The 17,568-nt window shown below is 74.4% G+C and carries 11 protein-coding genes and 1 pseudogene; 7 read left to right on the top strand and 5 right to left on the bottom strand.

Going from position 1 to position 17,568, the window contains the following annotated elements; translation table 11 throughout:
- Nucleotides 1-3 precede the first annotated feature (3 nt).
- Nucleotides 4-1,464: an FGGY family carbohydrate kinase gene (locus ACIQVT_RS05680; RefSeq protein ID WP_403748109.1), complete on the top strand. Its 1,461-nt coding sequence runs from the start codon at nucleotides 4-6 to the stop codon at nucleotides 1,462-1,464.
- Here ACIQVT_RS05680 and ACIQVT_RS05675 read toward each other — a convergent pair.
- Nucleotides 1,451-2,113 carry a disulfide bond formation protein DsbA gene (locus tag ACIQVT_RS05675; RefSeq protein WP_403748106.1) on the bottom strand — a complete coding sequence of 221 codons (663 nt, stop codon included), beginning with the start codon at nucleotides 2,111-2,113 and terminating at the stop codon, nucleotides 1,451-1,453. The genes ACIQVT_RS05680 and ACIQVT_RS05675 overlap by 14 nt on opposite strands.
- 142 nt (nucleotides 2,114-2,255) lie before the next feature.
- Between ACIQVT_RS05675 and pepN the strand changes: the two genes are divergently transcribed.
- Nucleotides 2,256-4,850, top strand: a complete 2,595-nt coding sequence (pepN, locus tag ACIQVT_RS05670) for an aminopeptidase N (protein ID WP_403748104.1) — start codon at nucleotides 2,256-2,258, stop codon at nucleotides 4,848-4,850.
- Nucleotides 4,851-5,045: 195 nt separating this feature from the next.
- Nucleotides 5,046-6,095, top strand: a complete 1,050-nt coding sequence (locus ACIQVT_RS05665; RefSeq protein WP_403748102.1) for a hypothetical protein — start codon at nucleotides 5,046-5,048, stop codon at nucleotides 6,093-6,095.
- 60 nt (nucleotides 6,096-6,155) lie between these two features.
- Here ACIQVT_RS05665 and ACIQVT_RS05660 read toward each other — a convergent pair whose 3' ends face one another.
- The gene (locus ACIQVT_RS05660) at nucleotides 6,156-7,307 is read right to left on the bottom strand and encodes a serine hydrolase domain-containing protein (RefSeq protein WP_403748098.1); all 1,152 of its coding nucleotides are present in this window, start codon (nucleotides 7,305-7,307) and stop codon (nucleotides 6,156-6,158) included.
- 93 nt (nucleotides 7,308-7,400) lie between these two features.
- Nucleotides 7,401-9,149 (bottom strand): TIGR03767 family metallophosphoesterase, encoded by a 1,749-nt coding sequence (locus ACIQVT_RS05655; protein ID WP_403748096.1) that lies wholly within the window; start codon nucleotides 9,147-9,149, stop codon nucleotides 7,401-7,403.
- A gap of 944 nt (nucleotides 9,150-10,093) precedes the next feature.
- Between ACIQVT_RS05655 and ACIQVT_RS05650 the strand changes: the two are divergent.
- Together ACIQVT_RS05650 and ACIQVT_RS05645 are read left to right on the top strand one after the other, a co-directional pair.
- Nucleotides 10,094-10,297: pseudogene (locus ACIQVT_RS05650) on the top strand (CGNR zinc finger domain-containing protein); the annotation flags it as partial.
- A 154-nt stretch (nucleotides 10,298-10,451) separates the two neighbouring features.
- Nucleotides 10,452-13,751: a S8 family serine peptidase gene (locus ACIQVT_RS05645; protein WP_403748093.1), complete on the top strand. Its 3,300-nt coding sequence runs from the start codon at nucleotides 10,452-10,454 to the stop codon at nucleotides 13,749-13,751.
- Nucleotides 13,752-14,103: 352 nt separating this feature from the next.
- Here ACIQVT_RS05645 and ACIQVT_RS05640 read toward each other — a convergent pair whose 3' ends face one another.
- On the bottom strand, nucleotides 14,104-14,967 hold the full coding sequence (locus ACIQVT_RS05640; protein ID WP_403748090.1) for a hypothetical protein: 864 nt from the start codon (nucleotides 14,965-14,967) through the stop codon (nucleotides 14,104-14,106).
- A complete protein-coding gene (locus ACIQVT_RS05635) occupies nucleotides 14,964-15,518 on the bottom strand; it encodes an RNA polymerase sigma factor (protein ID WP_403748084.1) in 555 nt (184 codons plus the stop codon). Before ACIQVT_RS05635 ends, ACIQVT_RS05640 begins: the two co-directional genes overlap by 4 nt.
- Nucleotides 15,519-15,847: 329 nt before the next feature.
- Here ACIQVT_RS05635 and ACIQVT_RS05630 point away from each other — a divergent pair, with 329 nt between their 5' ends.
- Entirely contained in the window at nucleotides 15,848-16,867 is a 1,020-nt protein-coding gene (locus tag ACIQVT_RS05630) for an aspartate-semialdehyde dehydrogenase (RefSeq protein WP_403748082.1), read from the top strand.
- A gap of 305 nt (nucleotides 16,868-17,172) precedes the next feature.
- Nucleotides 17,173-17,421, top strand: coding sequence for a hypothetical protein (locus ACIQVT_RS05625; protein ID WP_403748078.1), 249 nt, complete (start codon nucleotides 17,173-17,175; stop codon nucleotides 17,419-17,421).
- The last annotated feature ends 147 nt before the right edge of the window (nucleotides 17,422-17,568 follow it).

The following is a 17,568-nucleotide window of genomic DNA, read 5'->3' as shown; positions in this document are numbered from 1 at the left end:
GTCATGTTCGTGGGGATCGATGTGGGCACGTCCCTGGTGAAGGCCGCGGCGTTCGACCGTTCCGGCCGCACGCTGGCCGTGGAGTCCCGCCCGGTGGGCCTCGACCTGCGCGGCGGGGCGGTGGAGCAGGACGCGGACGAGGTGTACGCGGCCGTCACCGCCGTGCTGGAGGCGCTGACCGCGCGGGTACCGGAGCCCGTGGAGCTGGCCGGGCTGACCGGGCAGGGCGACGGGGTGTGGCTGGTGGACGCGGCGGGCCGGCCGGCGCGCAGGGCGATCTCCTGGATGGACGGCCGGGCGCACGGGCTGGTCGACCGCTGGCTGGCCGACGGCACCGTGGCGGCCGTCTTCCGGCGCACCGGCGGCGCCCTGTTCCCGGGCAGCCCCGGCCCGCTGCTGGCCTGGCTGGACCGGCACGAGCCGGCCTGCCTGGACCGGGCGGCGGCGGCCGTGTACTGCAAGGACATGGTGTTCCAGCGGCTGACCGGCGCCGGACGGGCGGTGACCGACGTGTCCGACGCGTCGATGCCGTTCCTGGACCCGCGCACCCGGACCTACGACGACGGAGTGCTGGAGCTGCTCGGCCTCACGGGCCGGCGGCGGCTGCTGCCGGACATCGGCGACCCGGTCGCCACCGGCGGGGCGGCCGGCGCGGGGCTGCCGGCCGGGACCCCGCTGGCGAACGGACCGTACGACCTGGCCGCGTGCGCGCTCGGCGCGGGCGTCACCGCGCCCGGCGACGGGCTGCTGATCGTCGGCACCTGTCTGGCGAGCCTCGTCGTCACCACCGGGCTGGATCTGGGCGGCGAGCCGGCCGGCCTGTACATCTCCACCGACCGGCCGGGCCACCGGCTGCGCGCGATGCCCGCGATGGTCGGTACGGCGGCCCTGGACTGGGTGCTGGCCACCACGGGTGCCCACCACCGGGAGCTGGACGACCTGCTCGCCGGGAGCCCGCCCGGCGCGGCCGGGGTGCGCGTGCTGCCGTACTTCGCGCCCTCCGGGGAGCGGGCGCCGTTCGTGGAGCCCGGGCTGCGCGCCATGCTGCTCGGGGTGTCGCTGGAGACGCGCCCCGCCGACCTGGTCCGGGCCACCTGCGAGGGCATCGGCTACGCGGCCCGGCACTGCCTGGCGGCGGCCGGCCTGACCGGGACGCTCGCGGTGTGCGGCGGCGGCACCCGCAGCCCGGCCTGGACGCGGCTGCTGGCCGACGTGCTGGGCCGGCCGCTGCGGGTGGTGGAGGGCGAGGTCGGCGCGCGGGGCGCGGTGCTGGCGGCGGCCGGCCGGTACGGCGTGCCCCTGGACACCGGGGCGTGGACGCGGCCCACCCGGCTGGTCGAACCGGACCCGGAGCGGGCGGCGTACTACGCGCGGGGGTACGCCGAGCACCTGGAGCTGCTGGCCGGGGCGCGGGAACGGGCCCGGCTCGGCGCCGGGCCCGTCGGGCGGGTCAGAGGTTGCTGAAGTCGGGGCCCTGGGTGCGGGTCCGCTTGATCTCGTAGAAACCGGGCACGGAGGCCACGGCGAGGGTGCCGTCCCACAGGCGGGCCGCCTCCTCGCCCTGCGGGGTGGGGGTGACGACCGGGCCGAAGAAGGCGATCTGCTCGCCGTCGGGGCCGGGGACCGCGATGACCGGGGTGCCGACGTCCTGGCCGACCTTGTCGATGCCCTCCTTGTGGGAGGCGCGCAGCTCGGCGTCGAACTCGAAGTCGTCCTGGCCGGCGTAGTCGATCAGGTCGGCGGGCAGGCCGACGTCGGCGAGCGCGCCGGCGATCGCCTCCAGGGTGGGGCCCTCGCCGTTGTTGTGGATGCGGGTGCCGAGCGCGGTGTAGAGCGGGCCGAGGACGTCGGCGCCGTGCTTCTGCCAGGCCGCGGTGACCACGCGCACCGGCGGCCACGCCTTCGTCTGAAGCAGCTCGCGGTACTCCTCGGGCAGCTCGTCGAGGCGGGACTCGTTGAGGACACCGAGGCTCATGATGTGCCAGCGGACCTCGATGTCGCGGACCTTCTCCACCTCGAGCACCCACCGGGAGGTCATCCAGGCCCACGGGCACAGGGGGTCGAACCAGAAGTCGACGGGGGTCTTGCCGGACGGGGCGGCGGTCTCGGACACGGGCGGTCTCCTCGGGGCAGACGTCGTTTGCCACGACAACGAGGGCATCGCCCGTCGCATTCCCCGCTGTCCGCCGTCAGGACCGCATGGCAGGATCGGTCCTGTTCCGCCACCATCACGCGATCACAAGGGAGTGCCGTCCGTGCCCGGTGAGAATCTGTCCCGCGACGAGGCCCGGGAGCGGGCCGCCCTGCTGTCCGTCGACGGGTACGACGTGTTCCTCGACATCCGGTCCGCCGTCGGTGACGGCGGCGGCGAGCCGCGCACGTTCCGTTCGGTGACCACCGTCCGCTTCCGCTGCGCCGAACCCGGTGCCTCCGGTTTCGCCGACCTGATCGCGCCGGAGGTGACGTCGGTGTCGCTCAACGGCCGGGACCTGGACCCGGGCGAGGTCTTCGACGGCTCCCGGATCGTGCTGGAGGACCTGGCCGCGGAGAACGAGCTGGTGGTGGACGCCCGCTGCGCCTACTCGCGCACCGGTGAGGGCCTGCACCGCTTCGTCGACCCGGAGGACGGCGAGGTCTACCTGTACACGCAGTACGAGCCGGCCGACGCCCGCCGGGTGTTCGCCAACTTCGAGCAGCCGGACCTGAAGGCGCCGTACCGCTTCGAGGTGCGGGCGCCCGAGGGCTGGACGGTGTGGAGCAACGGCGCCGGTGAACTCACCGACGGGGTGTGGCGGTTCGCGGAGACCAAGCCGATCTCGACGTACATCACGTGCGTGGTGGCGGGCCCGTACCACTACGTGACGGACTCCTACACCCGCACCTTCGAGGACGGCACCGAGCTGGAGATCCCGCTCGGCGCGATGTGCCGCAAGGGCCTGGCGCCGCACTTCGACGCGGACGACGTCTTCCTGGTGACCAAGCAGGGCCTGGACTTCTTCCACGACCACTTCGACTTCCCGTACCCGTTCGGCAAGTACGACCAGGCGTTCGTGCCCGAGTACAACCTCGGCGCGATGGAGAACCCGGGCCTGGTGACCTTCCGGGAGGAGTACATCTTCCGCGGGAAGGTGACGCGGGCGTCGTACGAGGCGCGGGCCAACGTCATCCTGCACGAGATGGCGCACATGTGGTTCGGCGACCTGGTCACCATGGTGTGGTGGGACGACCTGTGGCTGAAGGAGTCCTTCGCCGACTTCATGGGCACCTTCGCCAACGTGGGCGCGACCCGCTTCCAGGACGCCTGGGTCACCTTCGCCAACCGCCGCAAGGCCTGGGCCTACCGCGCGGACCAGCTGCCGTCCACGCACCCGGTGACCGCCGACATCCGGGACCTCCAGGACGCCAAGCTGAACTTCGACGGCATCACCTACGCCAAGGGCGCCTCGGTGCTCAAGCAGCTGGTGGCGTACGTCGGGCAGGACGCGTTCCTGGAGGGCGCCCGCCGCTACTTCAAGCGCAACGCCTACGGCAACACGCGCCTGGGCGACCTGCTGTCGGTGCTGGCCGAGACGAGCGGCCGCGACATGTCGGGCTGGGCACGGTCCTGGCTCCAGACGGCCGGCGTGAACGCGCTGACCCCGCAGGTGCTGCTGGACACCGAGGGCGGCCGGATCGCCGAGCTGGCGGTGGTGCAGGAGGCGGCCGAGTCGCATCCCGAGCTGCGGCCGCACCGGGTCGCGGTGGGCCTGTACCGGAGCACGCCCGAGGGCGCGCTGGAGCGGTACGCGCGGGTGGAGACGGACGTGGAGGGCCCGCGGACGGTCGTGGCGGAGCTGGCGGGCGAGCAGGCGCCCGACCTGGTGCTGGTCAACGACGACGACCTCACCTACTGCAAGATCCGGTTCGACGAGACGTCGCTGGCCACCCTGCGCGACCGGCTGGGCGCGCTCACCGACCCGCTGGCCCGTGCCCTGTGCTGGTCGGCGCTGTGGAACCTGACCCGGGACGGGCTGCTGCCGGCCCGGGAGTTCATCGCGCTGGTGCTGCGGTTCGCGGGCCGCGAGTCCGACATCGGCGTGCTCCAGATGCTGCACGCCTGGGCCGACACCGCGCTGGTGCACTACGCGGCGCCGCGCTGGCGGGAGACCGGCGGCCGGCTGCTGGCGGAGGGCGCGCTGCGGGAGCTGCGGGCGGCCGGGCCGGGCAGTGAGCAGCAGCTGGCGTGGGCGCGGTTCTTCGCGGCCGTGGCGAACTCCGAGGGCGACCTCGGCCTGCTGCGCGACCTGCTGGACGGCACCACCGGGATCGACGGCCTGGTCGTCGACCAGGAGCTGCGCTGGGCGTTCCTGGAGCCGCTGGCGGCGCACGGGGTGGCCGGTGAGCGGGAGCTGGCGGCCGAACTGGCCCGGGACGACACGGCGTCGGGCAAGCGGCACCAGGTGCGCTGCCTGGCCGCCCGCCCCTCCGCGGCGGTCAAGGCGCAGGCGTGGGCGCAGGTGGTGGAGTCCGAGGCGCTGTCGAACGCGCACGTGGAGGCGATGATCGCGGGGTTCGCCCGACCGTCGCAGCGGGAGCTGACCGCGCCGTACGCGCAGCTGTACTTCGCGGCGATCGAGCGGGTGTGGCGGGAGCGGTCGATCCAGATCGGCATGGACGTGGTGCGGGGCCTGTTCCCGTCCTACCAGGACCGCCCGGAGACGCTGGAGGCGACGGACGCGTGGCTGCGGGCGCACGCGGACGCGGCACCGGCGCTGCGCCGGCTGGTGCTGGAGGCGCGGGACGACCTGGCGCGCGCGCTGCGGGCACAGGAGTGCGACGCGGCGGCCGTCGACCGGGAAGCCGTGGCCTGAGCCTGCCCCGTGGGTGACCGTTACGAAATTCGGTCGATCATCCCCGTGACCCCTGGTCCGCACCTGATCGGACCAGGGGTTTCCCGTCCCTACTCGGCACCCGAACACTTGACCTTTAGTCCCGTCATGTCCGCATTTCTCGACGGCTGTGCAACAGCGGTTAGCGGAGGGACCCGGCGCGGGAATCCCCCCGCCATGACGCACGAAGCCCCCCTCTCCCCCCGCCCGCTCAGCCACCTCGCCGACGTCCACCGCCGCGTCCTGACGGCCAATCAGCTGCGCGCCCACGGTGTGACGCCGGCCGAGCAGGCCGAGCGGTGCCGCCCCGGCGGCCCCTGGCGGGAACTGCTGCCGAACGTCGTCCTGTTGCACACCGGCCCGCCGACCGACGAGGAACGGCTGCACGGGGCCCTGCTGTACGCGGCCCGCGCGACGGCGCCGGGCGTCCCCGCCCAGCCCACCGCCGGGTCCCCGCACCTGCCCCGGTACGCGGAGGCGGTACTCACCGGCCTGGCGGCGCTCGCCCTGCACGGCTTCTCCCCCACCCCGGCGGCGCCCGCCCCGGGCGGGGTGGACGTCCTGGTCCCACGACTGCGCCGGCTGCGTTCCACGGGCTACGTCCGCGTGCTGCGCACCGCCGCCCTGCCCGTGCCGCAGGTCGTGTCGGGCCTGCCGGTGGCGCCGGTGCCGCGGGCCCTGGCGGACGCGGTGGCGGAACTGTCGGACGCGGAGACCGTGCGGCGGCTGCTGACCGAGGCGGTGCGCGGGGGGCACTGCGCACCGGCCGCGGTGGTGGCGGAGCTGACCCGGGCGCGACTGCTGGGGCGGGCGCACGTGGTGGCCGCGGTGGACTCGCTGGTGGCCGAGTGCCGTTCGGCCGCCGAGGACCGGCTGTACCGGATGGTCCGCGACCACGGGCTGCCCGACCCGGTGTGGAACGTCGACCTGCGTCTGCCGGGCGGACCGCACCTGGGCGGCCTGGACGCCTACTGGCCGGACCAGGCGGTCGCCGTCGAACTGGACACCCGCGCCCCCCGGCAGGGCGGCCCGGACGACGAGGACGGGCTGTGGTCGGAGTACGCCCGCAAGCGCGAGCACCTGGAGCGGCTGGGGATCACGGTCGTGCACACCACGCCGAAGAAGCTCCGGGACTGCCCGGAACAGCAGGCGGCGGTGGTGCGGACGGCGCTGATGGCGTCGGGCGACCGCGATCCGGCCGCGTACGTCGTGGTGCTGCCCCGGTGACCCCCGGCCCGGGGGCGGCCGGGGGTCCGTCAGGGTTCGATCAGGGGGTCCGGGCGGTGGTCAGCAGAACTCCGCCCGCACCACCGCGTCCGGGTCGCCGGTCCAGTCCGCGTTCAGGTTCAGCGCCAGGGAGTGCCGGCCGTCCTCGGTCGTCACGGCGGCGGACAGGGAGCCGGGGATGCCGCCGTCATGGCCCCAGACCTGCACCCCGCAGTCCAGCACGGTCTTCTGGAGGCCGAGGCCGTAACCGGCGCGGGGCGTCTCGCCGCTCTTCACGGTGGTCTTCATCTCCGCCAGCTGCCGCGGTGGCAGGAGGTCGCCGCGCAGCAGGGCGCCGTAGAAGCGGTCCAGGTCGGCGGAGTCGGAGATCATCTCGCCGGCGGAGGAGGCGAGGGAGGGGTTGAGCTCCGTGACGTCGTACACCGGGCCCGTCGCCGTCTCGGCGAGTTTGCCGTAGGCCCGGCCGCTCGGCCGGGGCACGGTGACCCGCGTACCGGGGACGGAGGTGCCGGTCAGGTGCAGGGGCTCGATGACGCGGCGGCGGATCTCCGTGGCGTAGGGGTGGCCCGTCACCTTCTCGATGACCATGCCGGCCAGGACGTAGTTGGTGTTGGAGTAGTGCCAGGACGTGCCCGGCGCGAAGTACGGGGTGTGCCGCATCGCGATGGCCACCAGGTCGCGCGGGGCGAGGGTGTCGTAGCGGTGCCGCAGGAAGCCGTCCGCGAGGAAGTAGGTGCGGGCGAAGTCCTCGTCCTCGGTGTAGTTGCTGATGCCGCTGGTGTGGTTGAGCAGCTGCCGGACGGTGATCGCGCGGCCGTCGTGGCCGTGGCCGCGGACGACGCCCGGCAGCCATCGGTCCACCGTGTCGTCCAGCGACAGTCTGCCCTCCGCCTCCAGCTGGAGCAGGACGGTGGCGACGAAGGTCTTGGTGATGCTGCCGACGCGGTAGCGGTCGGCGGCCGAACGCGGCCGTCCGGTACGGGTGTCACCCACGCCGGCGGTCGCCGACCAGGTGCCGCGGGCGTCCTCGACGGTGGCGGTCACGCCGGGCACACCTTCGCGGACGACCGCCTCGACGGCCTCCCGGGTCGCGGTGCGGCCGGGCCCGTGTCCGCCCGAGCGGACGGGTGCGGGTGCCGCCAGGGCCGGGGCCGCGAGGGCCGTGGAGAGGAGCAGGGCGGCCGCGCCCGCCAGAGTCGTCCGTACGCGCATGTCTTCCCCCAGGATACGGATCCGGTGTGGTCACCGGCGTGAACCGGGTCGGGGGGCCTGAGGTTGCGCGGGGCGGGGACGGTTGAGCGGGTCTCAGCCCTTTTTGAGCAGCAGCTCCGTGTTCCGGTCGGCGGCGCCGCCCGCGAGGGCCTTGTTGGCGCCGGGGGCGTTGTAGGACAGCTCGCGGTAGAGCGCGGCGAGACCGGTCTGGGAGAGGTCGGCGTAGTCGGTGCGGTGCGGGGCGGCGGCCTCGATCAGGGTGGTGAACAGGGAGATCGTGCCGTCCTTGTTGTCGGTCAGCTCGATGACCCGGGCGAGCTGGGGGAAGTCGACGTGCGACGCGGTGGACACCTCCCAGAAGGACCGGCCGCCGGAGGCCCGGTGCGGGGTGACGACGTTCTTGTGGATGTGACCGTTCACCCAGGCCACCACGTTGGCGTGGGCGGACAGCACGGAGAGCACCTCGGCGCCGCCGTGCCGCTTCTCGCCCGGACGGGCCGGGTCGGGGCGGGTGTTGGTCATCGTCGCGCTGGTGTGGTGGCTGAAGACGACGGCGTACGCGTCCTTGTGCTCCGTCAGCGTCCTGTCGAGCCACTTCAGCTGCGCGGTGCCGATCGAACCCTCGTAGTGGCCGCCGGCGTCGGTGGTGTCCAGGCTGATGCCGATGACGTCCTCGGAGACGCGGAAGGCGTAGTACTGGGTGCCCGCGTCCAGATTGGCCGAGGAGTACCCGTGCCCGACCGGTCCGGCGCCCTGGTGGGCGGGGTCGAGGTGGGCCTTGAGGTAGTCCGCCTGGGTGTACGGGGCCCGCTTCTCGTCCGGGGTGACCGGGCGCATGGCGCGGGCGTGGGCCTTGAGGAAGTCCCGGTAGCCGGTGCCCCGGGGGTCCTTGGCGTGCTTGATGGCGTCCTGGAGCTTCTGCGCGTCGGCGGCGGTGACGCTCATCAGCTTCCGGCCGCCGATGGCCGCCTCGGTGAGGTACGGGTCGCCGTGGGAGCCGTAGCAGCCGAGCGGGAGGGCGTCGTGGTTGCCGGCGGTCGAGTACCAGGGCAGGTTCAGGCCGGGGCTGCGGACCTCGCGGACCGCGGCGGCCAGGAACCCCTTCAGGTGGGGGAAGCCGAGCGCCTTGTCGTGGTCGCGGGCCGTGGACCCGGGCTGCCAGTACAGCGGGAGGCCGCTGTTCTGCACGCCCTCGTAGTGCTTCGGGTCACCGGAGTTGGGGGTGATGCGGCCGCCGCTCATCACCTTCATGAACCATTCGAGTTCGGTGTGCGCGTTGTTGTCGGTGTTGTCGCCGGTGGTCATCACGAAGTGCAGCGGGGACCCGGTCACGGGCGCGCCCCGCAGCGCGTTGACCCGCTCCACGAGCGAGACCGCGCCGGGCACGGTGAGGGCCTCGTGCGGGCGCCAGGCGTGCACGTCGTGGGAGCGCAGGTACTCCAGGCGCAGCGGGTGCTGCACGTCCATCAGGTGCAGGTCGGTGAACTGCACGAACGCGGCGAGGGCCGTGCGGCGGCCGGCGCGGCCGGATCCGGGCGCGGCCAGCTCGGAGCGCACGACCCGCTGCCAGCCGGGTCCGTCGCCGAGGCGGCGGTAGCCGGAGCTGTTGCGCGGGGCGGCGACGGAGGCGACGGTGGTGCCCTTGGTGAAGGGGGCGAGCGGGGCGGTGGCCGCGGGCCGGGAGTGCGCGACGGACGCTCCCGCGCCCGCCCCGGCGGTGGTGGTGATGGGGTGGAGGGCCTGGCCGGCGCTCGCGGAGAGCGGGACCGCTCCGGCGGCGGCGAGGACGGTACGGCGGCTGACCCCCGCGGTGGAGGCTGCGACAGAGCGTGTGCGCGACATGGCGCGATCTCCCCGGGTGCGAACGCGTCGGCAGTGGTCGCGGGGCGCCAAGGACGCGAACGCCCCGCTCACCATGGATCGTTGGCAGCGGGGATGACCTGGGCGTGAACGCGGTGGCAACGCGTGACGCCGATCACCGTACGTGGATCACGAGCCCCCACCCACGGCCACGGACCGGATCACCCCCGGCCGGGGGGCGGTCATTCCCCGTTCATCTGCCGGGGTAGACGGGGAGTTCGGGGCGGGGCGGGGCGGGGCGGGGCGGGGCGGGGCGGGGCGGGGCGGGGCGGGGCGGGAGGCCGGGGCGGGAGGCCGGGGCGGGGCGGGAGGCCGGGGCGGGGCGGGAGGCCGGGGCGGGGCGGGAGGCCGGGGCGGGGGCGTGACCGGTGCGGCCGACGGTGAAGGGGACGGGGGCCAAGGCGGGCGGCTCCGGTGGGGGTGAACGGGGCCGACTCCGACGGCACGGGGCGGCGGAGCGGGGGCGACGGTGACCCGGGCCGGGGCCGGAGGGCCGCGAGCCTGGGCTCCGGCGCGGTCGACGAGGGCGGGGCAGCGAGACGGGGGCACGGCGACACCGGCGCGCGCGAGGGTGACCGGCCCAGCAGGGCGCGAGCGCGGGCTCCGACGCCGGCGGTGGGCGCGAGCGTGAGCTCCGGTGCGGTCGACGGCGGCCGGGGCGTCGGGGGGGGGGGCGGGGGTCTCGGCGTGGTGCCCGTCCTGTCCCGGTGGGTCGGCGGCGGGCGGATTGTGTACGCCGGGGTCGGTCGGTCGGCCGGGGCGGCGTACTTCGGGGTGGGCTCGGCGGCGGCGGTACGGCGCGGGCGGGGCGGGACCGGTCGGCTCGGTGTGGTGGCCGGCCCCGCCCGGCGGTCGTTCGCGGTGGGCGGCGTCGGCCGCGTTCCGCCCGCCGGAGGCTCAGTCGGCCGGGTTGGCCGGGGAGTGTTCCGGGGCCGGCCTGGCTCGCCGCGCGCAGCTACCTGGGCCTGCTGACCCGGGCCCCGGAGCGCATCCGCGCCTGCTCCGGCACCGGCTGCGTCCTGCACTTCCTCGACACCTCGCGCAACGGCACCCGGCGCTGGTGCTCGATGGCCGCCTGCGGCAACCGGGCCAAGGCGTCCCGCCATTACGCCCGTTCGAAGGGGAACTGAGCAGAACCCGGGCGGAACAGGACGGATCACCGCGCATCCCATCGCGGGTTTTCCCCATACGTTCATATCGATTAGGTCAACGGACCCCTAAGCGGGGCCCCTTGGGTGAAGCTGAGCGCTCTCGTCCGCTCGTTCCTTTACCTGAGGGATGCCGATGACCCACACGCCCGAGCGTGATCCGATACCCGGCCCGAGACGCCTGACCCGCATGGCCATGGCCGTCGGTGTCGTGGCCGCCCTCTCCGCGGCCGGACCGGTACCGCTGGCCCTCGCCGCGGACCCCGCGCCCGCCCCGGCCACCGCCGCTTCCGGCGTCGGGTCCGCCGACGACAAGCTCGGCAAGGACGACGCCGGCCTGCTCGCCGATGCCAAGGCCGACGGCGACAAGACCGTCACGATGATGATCGCCACCTCGCCCGGGAGGACCGAGCAGGTCGCCGGGGAGCTGGACGCGGTCGAGGGCGGCCTGGTCGGCCGGACCGACGACAAGCTCGGCTACGTCCGCGCCACCGTCCCGACCGGCCGGGCGGACGCGGCCATCGCCGCCGCCGTGAAGCTGTCGTCGGTGCGCGCGATCGACCTCAAGCAGGAGATCCCGCTCGACGACCCGGCGGTCGAGGGCACCAAGTCCCCCGCGGTCAAGGCCGCCTACCCGGGCCCGGACCGCCGGACCCCGGCGGAGAACCCGTACAACCCGTCCTTCGAGACCGGTGCCGTCGACTTCGTCGCCGACCACCCGAAGGCCGACGGCCGCGGCGTCACCATCGGCATCCTCGACTCCGGCATCGACCTCGGCCACCCGGCGCTCCAGCGGACCACCACCGGCGAGCGGAAGATCGTCGACTGGGTCACCGCGACCGACCCGGTCGGCGACGGCGACGGCACCTGGCGGCGGATGACCACCGCCGTCTCCGGGCCGTCCTTCTCCGTCACCACGCCCACCCAGGGCACCGAGAAGTTCACCGCGCCCGAGGGCTCGTACAAGTTCAACTACATGTACGAGTCCGCCACCACCGGCGGCGACGAGAAGGGCGACCTGAACCGCGACGGCGACACCACCGACGCCTGGGGCGTGCTCTACGACCCGGCCACCGGCACGGTCCGCGTCGACACGAACGACAACCTGGACTTCACCGACGACACGCCGATGAAGCCGTACAAGGACGAGCACCAGGTCGGCCACTTCGGCACCGACGACCCCTCGACGGACGTCGCCGAACAGGTCCCGTTCGTGGTCGAGACCCGCAAGGACGTCGTCTACAACGCCTCCGGCGCGAAGGCCGACTACGTCAACATCGGCGTCATCGAGTCCGAGCACGGCACCCACGTCGCCGGCATCACCGCCGCGAACGGCCTGTTCGGCGGGAAGATGAACGGCGCGGCCCCCGGCGCCAAGCTGGTCTCCTCGCGGGCCTGCACCTGGACCGGCGGCTGCACCAACGTCGCCCTCACCGAGGGCATGATCGACCTGGTCACCCGGCGGGGGGTCGACATCGTCAACATGTCGATCGGCGGCCTGCCCGCGCTGAACGACGGCAACAACGCGCGGGCCGAGCTGTACACCCGGCTCATCGACACCTACGGCGTCCAGCTGGTGATCTCCGCCGGCAACTCCGGTCCCGGCGCCAACACCATCGGCGACCCCGGCCTCGCGGACAAGGTCATCTCGGTCGGCGCGGCCATCTCCAGGGCGACCTGGGCGGCGAACTACGGCTCGGCCGTGGAGACCAAGTACGCGATGATGCCCTTCTCCTCGCGCGGTCCGCGGGAGGACGGCGGCTTCGCCCCGACCCTGACCGCGCCCGGCGCCGCCATCAACACCACCCAGACCTGGCTGCCCGGCTCCCCGGTCGCCGAGGCGGGTTACACCCTGCCGGCCGGGTACTCCATGCTCCAGGGCACCTCGATGGCCTCCCCGCAGGCCACCGGCGCCTCCGCGCTGCTGCTCTCCGCCGCGAAGCAGAAGGGCATCGACCTCACGCCCGCCGGGCTGCGCACCGCGCTGACCTCGACCGCCGACCACATCAAGGGCGCGCAGGCCTACGAGGAGGGTGCGGGCCTCATCGACGTCCCCGACGCGTGGAAGTCGATCCAGCACGGCGCCTCGGCCCACGACTACACCGTCAGCGCCCCGGTGGACACCGCGCTCGACGGCGCCCTGAAGACCCCGGGCCGCGGCACCGGCCTGTACGACCGCGAGGGCGGCCTGAACGCCGGGCAGAAGAAGACGTACGACGTCACGATCACCCGCACCTCCGGCCCGGACCAGGCGGTCCGGCACGAGCTGCACTTCGAGAACGACACCGGCCGCACCTTCCGGATCGTCGGTGACGACGTGGTGCGGCTGCCGCTGAACCAGCCGGTCACCGTCCGGGTCCAGGCGGCCCCGGCGTCGGCGGGCGTCAAGAGCGCGATCCTGGAGGTCGACGACCCGCGCACCGAGGGCATCGACAAGCAGGTACTCACCACGGTCGTCGTCGCCGCCCCCGTCCACCACACCTTCTCCGCGTCGGACTCGGTGCAGCGCAACAGCACCCGGTCGTACTTCCTGACCGTGCCCGAGGGCGCGAAGTCGCTGGAGGTCGCGATCGGCGGGCTGAAGGACAAGAGCCAGACCCGGTTCGTCACCGTCCACCCGTACGGCGTCCCGTCGGACAACACCGGCACCCCGTACTGCTACAACAACTACCTGGACGGCAACGGCTGCAAGCCGGACGTGCGCGCGTACGCCGACCCGCAGCCCGGCGTCTGGGAGGTCGAGGTCGAGGCCCGGCGCACCTCGCCGCTGCTCGACAACCCCTACCGGCTGGACGTCTCCGTCCTCGGTGCCGCGTTCGACCCCGAGACCGTGACCGTCCCCGAGGCGAAGGCGGGCACACCGACCGCCGCCTCCTGGAAGGTCACCAACAGGTACGCGCCGCTGGCCGGCAAGCTGGTCGGCGGCCCCCTCGGCTCCGCCAGGACGGCCCGCCCCGCCATCAAGGAGGGCGAGACGCAGACCAGCACGGTCGACGTCCCGGCCGGCGCCACCTCGCTCGACGTCGCCATCGGCGGCGTCTCGGACGCGGCCGCCGACCTCGACCTGACGGTGTACGACTCCACCGGCAAGGAGGTCGGCAAGTCCGCCGACGGCGATTCGGAGGAGGCGGTCTCCGTGCCGTCCCCGGCCGCCGGCACCTACACCGTGCAGGTCGCGGGCTACTCCGTGCCGTCCGGTTCCACCGACTACGACTACCGGGACGTGTTCTTCTCCACCGCACTCGGCTCCGTCACGGTCGACGGCTCGGCACCGGTCGAGCTCGGCACGGGCGACTCCGCGACGGTCACCGGGCAGGTCACGGCCGCCGTCGAGGCGCCGGCCGGCCGGGAGTTCTTCGGTCGGGTGCAACTGGTGAACGCGCGCGGCACGGTCGCGGGCACCGGCAGCGTGCGGATCGGCAAGGTCACGCCGTAACGGGGTGACACGAGCGGGGGCGGGCGTCCTGGTGGGCGCCCGCCCTTACGTTTTCACCGTCCGGGCGCCCCGGCCCGGAGCCTCGCCGGCACGGGCGCCGTGACCCCCGGTCCGTGGCCGCCGGCGGTCGGCCGGGGACACCGGCGGCGCGGTGCCCGGCGACCGGTACCGGCAGTCCGGCACCCGGCCTCCGGGGACCCCGGGATCCACGTCCGCGTGCCCCGCCCGCTACAGGACCGGTTCCGCGCCGGTGGCGCCGCCCAGCAGCAGCACCGCGGCGGCGACGGCCCCGTACCGCCACCGCCTGTCCCGTCGAGGTGTCACGGCGTCCTCCTCCGGGCCGGTCGCCGGGTCAGGGGCAGGGCGTGTGCCGGGACCCGGGCAGGGCGTCGGTGATCCAGGCGCGGGCGGCGGCCACCCGGTCGTCGCCGACGGCCCACAGGCTCGCCTCGTCCCCGCCCCGGCCGACCGCCACGAGGACGTGCTGCCCGGTGCGCGGCGCCGGCCGCGTGCCGCCGTCCAGCAGGACACCGACCTCGGCCGGGCCGTGCGCGGGCTTGTACGAGCGGAGCACGCTGAGGGTGACCCGGGCGGCCGGTGAACCCGACGGCCGCCGCACCTCGGTCACGGCGCCCTCCACCACCAGCCGGGAGCAGGCCAGCTCGCGTTCGGGGTCCGCCGGACGCCCGGCGTGGCCGGCCGCCTCGCCCGCGGAGTCGGCGGCGCTCTTCGCCCCCGAGCTCGCACCGTCCTCGGACACCCCGCCGCCCCGCGCCGCCAGCCAGCCCAGACCGAGGACCAGGCAGAAGGCCCCGGCGCCGGCGAGCGAACCGAGCGCGACCCGCAGGACCCGCCGCCGTCCGGGCGGTCCGGTGCGCCCCGGGCCACGGCGAGCGGCGCGCCCTCCCACCGCTTCGGAGCGGCCCCGGACCCCGGCCCCCCGGGCCCCGTGGCCCCCGGTCGCCGCACCCCCGGCCCCCGCGTCCTCGCCCGCCCGTTCCCCCGTGAGGGTCTCGGCGAGCAGGTGGAGTCGGTCGCGCAGGAGTGCCACGTCGGCCTCGGCCGCGTGGAGACCGGCGTGGAACGCGGGGTCCCGGTGGGCCTCCTCAGGGAGGGGGTCGCCGGTGATCGCGGCCATGAGGGCGTCCATGCCGCCGTACTCCCCGGCGCCGTCCGCGTCCCGCCTGCCGTCCGTGCCCTCGTGATCGGCGGTCACGTCACACCACCTCCGTCCTCGTGCAGCCGGTCGCGCAGCGCGCGCACCGCCGTGTGCAGCCTGCTCTTGACCGTGCCCTCGGGTATGCCCAGCTCCCCGGCGATGTCCCGTACGGGCAGGTCGGCGAAGAAGCGCAGCACGACCACCTGCCGCTGGGCGGCGGGCAGTTCGTCGAGACCGCGGGCGACGACGAGGGAGAGCAGGCTGGTCTCCTCGCCGGAGGGGTGCACGGACTCGCGCAGGACGGCGAGCCGCTCCCCCAGCCGTTCCCGGCGCCGCTCGGCCCGGTGCCAGTCCATGGCCAGGTTGGAGGCGACGACCGCCGCCCAGGCCGACACGTTCCGCGGTGCCTCGCGGCCGCTCGCGGCCCGCTCCAGCAGCCGCAGCCGGACCTGCTGCACCCCGTCCGGCAGGTCCGACCGCGGCACCCCACCGAGCGCGAGCACCGCCCGCACCCGGCGTTCCTGTGCCGCGTCCAGCGGATCACCGGCGCCGCGGTCCGTACCGCCGGCGTACGCCCCCTGGTCGCGACGCGCTCTTCCGCGCAGCACACCCCACCCCCTCACGCGTCTGCCCCTACGACGCGGCGGCGGGCCGGAACGTTCGGCCGGCGCCGCGCCGCTGCGGAGGCGTACGTCACACCCTCGTATGGCCGTGGCCCCGACGGGCAGGGGCGGGACAGCACAGCTTGCGGCGCAGGCCTTCCGGAGAGGGAACATCTCCAGCTCAGCGGGGTGCCGGGCGGACGTACGGAACTGCGCGGCGGTGAATCGTGTCCCACTCCTCGGGCACGCGCGGCAAAGAACTGGACAGGTGGGCCGGGGTTCGCCGCATGATGGAAAGGCCCCGGTCGGGCACGGAACACGTAGAGGGAGTCGCTGTGAGGGTCGGAATCGTCGGAGCCACCGGTCAGGTCGGCACGGTCATGCGCGGGATCCTCACGGAGCGCGACTTCCCGGTGACGGAGCTGCGGCTGTTCGCCTCGGCCCGGTCGGCCGGCACCGTGCTGGACGGTGTGACGGTGGAGGACGCGTCGAGCGCCGACTACACCGGCCTGGACATCGTGCTGTTCTCCGCGGGTGGCACGACCTCCAAGGCACTGGCCGAGAAGGTGGCCTCCCAGGGCGCAGTCGTGATCGACAACTCCTCCGCCTGGCGCCGGGACCCCGAGGTGCCCCTGGTGGTCTCCGAGGTCAACCCGCACGCCGTCGCCGACCGCCCCAAGGGCATCATCGCCAACCCGAACTGCACCACGATGGCCGCGATGCCGGTGCTGAAGGTGCTGCACGAGGAGGCCGGCCTGGAGGCGCTCGTCGTCGCCACCTACCAGGCGGTGTCCGGCTCGGGGCTGGCGGGCGTCGCGGAGCTGCACGGCCAGGTGCAGAAGGTGGCCGCCGAGGCCGACCGGCTCACCCACGACGGCGCGGCCGTCGACTTCCCCGAACCGCGGGTCTACCAGCGCCCCATCGCCTTCAACGTGGTCCCCCTCGCGGGCAGCATCGTCGACGACGGTCTGCACGAGACCGACGAGGAGCAGAAGCTGCGCAACGAGTCCCGCAAGATCCTGGAGATCCCCGGGCTGAAGGTCTCCGGCACCTGCGTGCGCGTCCCGGTCTTCTCCGGCCACTCCCTCCAGGTCAACGCCCGTTTCGCTCGCCCGGTCAGCCCCGAGCGCGCCACCGAGCTGCTCGCGAAGGCCCCCGGTGTCGCCCTCTCCGACATCCCGACCCCGCTCCAGGCGGCCGGCCAGGACCCGTCGTACGTCGGCCGCATCCGGCGTGACGAGACGGTGGACAACGGGCTCGCCCTGTTCATCTCCAACGACAACCTGCGCAAGGGCGCCGCGCTGAACGCGGTGCAGATCGCGGAGCTGGTGGCGGCGGAGCTGTCGGCCCGGTAGTACACGTCCGCACCGCGCGGACCGCGGGGAAGGGGCGGCCGGGAACGGCCGCCCCTTCCGCGTGTTCCGGCCCCGCCCGGGTCCCGCCGCCGGGATGCCGAGTCCCCGGCGGGCGGCTAGCGTGAAGGAGAAGGGCCGCGACGGGGCCGCTCCATCCTCGGCGGCCGCCCCGTCCACCAGGGGCGGACACTGCTTCCCGTCCCCGCGGCACCACCCACTACCGCGGCGTGCGCGCATCCGCCACGGCCGCGGCGATCGCCCCCGTGCCGGCGAACCCCGCGAGGGCGTGGAAGGAAGGGAAGCCCATGAATCCACTACGCGCGAGGCGACTGTTCGCGGGATCCGCGGTCGCCGTCCTCCTGGCCGGCGGTGCCGCGATCGGCGCGGCGGGCACGGCCTCGGCGGCCACCCCCACCCACGTGCCCACCAACCGCGGCTGCTTCGACCGCGGCTACGGCTGGTACGACAACTGCGGCAACTACGGCGGTGACCGCGGCTTCTTCCCGAGTGGTGTCGTCGGCGGCGGCGGTGTCGTGGTGATCGTGCTGGGCTGAACGCGAGGACGCGAGCCGGGCGGGTCCCGTACCCGTCCGGCTCCGGCGTGCCCCGGCCGGCGGTGCGGGCGCCGGGGTGCGGGGCGGGGTCATCGCGTCGCGTGCCGGTCGCATGGAAGGATGGCGCGACCTACCCATAACGAGGAG

It is taken from the genome of Streptomyces sp. NPDC100445, from assembly GCF_044759735.1.
Classification (GTDB): domain Bacteria; phylum Actinomycetota; class Actinomycetes; order Streptomycetales; family Streptomycetaceae; genus Streptomyces.
The sequence above is the reverse complement of the archived record's forward strand: the minus strand, read 5'-3'. Positions and strand labels throughout refer to the sequence as shown.

Bases quoted from the DNA above. Each gene is read 5' to 3' on its own strand.
- ACIQVT_RS05680 (WP_403748109.1), top strand. From the start codon at position 4: ATGTTCGTGGGGATCGATGTGGGCACGTCCCTGGTGAAGGCCGCGGCG.
- ACIQVT_RS05665 (WP_403748102.1), top strand. From the start codon at position 5,046: ATGACGCACGAAGCCCCCCTCTCCCCCCGCCCGCTCAGCCACCTCGCC.
- ACIQVT_RS05660 (WP_403748098.1), bottom strand. From the start codon at position 7,307: ATGCGCGTACGGACGACTCTGGCGGGCGCGGCCGCCCTGCTCCTCTCC.
- ACIQVT_RS05655 (WP_403748096.1), bottom strand. From the start codon at position 9,149: ATGTCGCGCACACGCTCTGTCGCAGCCTCCACCGCGGGGGTCAGCCGC.
- ACIQVT_RS05645 (WP_403748093.1), top strand. From the start codon at position 10,452: ATGACCCACACGCCCGAGCGTGATCCGATACCCGGCCCGAGACGCCTG.
- ACIQVT_RS05625 (WP_403748078.1), top strand. From the start codon at position 17,173: ATGAATCCACTACGCGCGAGGCGACTGTTCGCGGGATCCGCGGTCGCC.